The organism is Rhizobium sp. J15 (assembly GCF_002531825.1).
GTDB lineage: Bacteria > Pseudomonadota > Alphaproteobacteria > Rhizobiales > Rhizobiaceae > Rhizobium.
Genome location: NZ_NWSX01000109.1, coordinates 1 through 871, shown reverse-complemented (window position 1 = coordinate 871; position 871 = coordinate 1). Strand labels below are relative to the sequence as shown.

The following is an 871-nucleotide window of genomic DNA, read 5'->3' as shown; positions in this document are numbered from 1 at the left end:
GCCACGGCAGTGCGGCTCAAACAGCGGTTGGATCGTACGGGCTCGATCGAGCCGTCACGGCGTGGCAGGCGACCAGACAGCGGCAAGCTCGGACCTTTGCGAGATGCCATCATCGCCAAGGTGGAGGCGCAGCCGGATATAACCATGCCCGATCTGGCCGCGTGGCTTGTGGCGCAGCATGATGTGAGCGTCGATCCCTCGAACCTGTCAAAACTGCTTTGTCGCGCCGGCTTCACCTTCAAAAAAAACACTGATGGCAGCGGAACGCGAACGCGCCGACGTCCGCCGGGAACGCGATGAGTGGTGTGAGCACCGTCAATCGGCGATGCGAAAGAGCCCCGGCCGCCTCGTCTTTGTCGATGAGACCTCGGTCAAGACCAATATGACGCCGCTGCGTGGCAGGAGCAAAAAGGGCAAGCGTCTTCACGCCGACGCACCCTTCGGCAAGTGGAACACCCAGACCTTTATCGCAGGCTTGCGCTGCGATGCCATAACCGCCCCTTTTGTTGTCGACGGCGCCATGGACGGCGACAAATTCGACACCTATGTCCGCACCCAGCTCGCTCCAACCCTCAATCCAGGCGACGTCGTCATCTGGGATAATCTTAACGTTCACAAAAGTCCCAGAGCCGCCGCCGCCATCGCCGAGAAAAAGGCATGGATCATCTTCCTGCCGCGATACTCACCCGACCTCAATCCCATCGAGATGGCCTTCTCCAAACTCAAGACACTGCTGCGAAAGCAGAAGGCCAGAACCTACGACGACTTATGGAAAGCCGTCGGAACGGTCTGTGAACTCTTCTCTCAACAGGAGTGCTGGAATTATTTCAGACAAGCCGGATGCGCTGCAAATTAATCGCCCGACGCTCTA

The 871-nt window shown here is 58.6% G+C and carries 1 protein-coding gene and 1 pseudogene; both read left to right on the top strand.

Annotated elements, in window-relative coordinates:
- A pseudogene (locus tag CO670_RS33300) lies at positions 1-300 on the top strand (IS630 family transposase); the annotation flags it as partial.
- Positions 254-856, top strand: coding sequence for an IS630 family transposase (locus tag CO670_RS32355; protein WP_097594076.1), 603 nt, complete (start codon positions 254-256; stop codon positions 854-856). The pseudogene CO670_RS33300 and the gene CO670_RS32355, both read left to right, overlap by 47 nt.
- Positions 857-871: the final 15 nt, after the last annotated feature.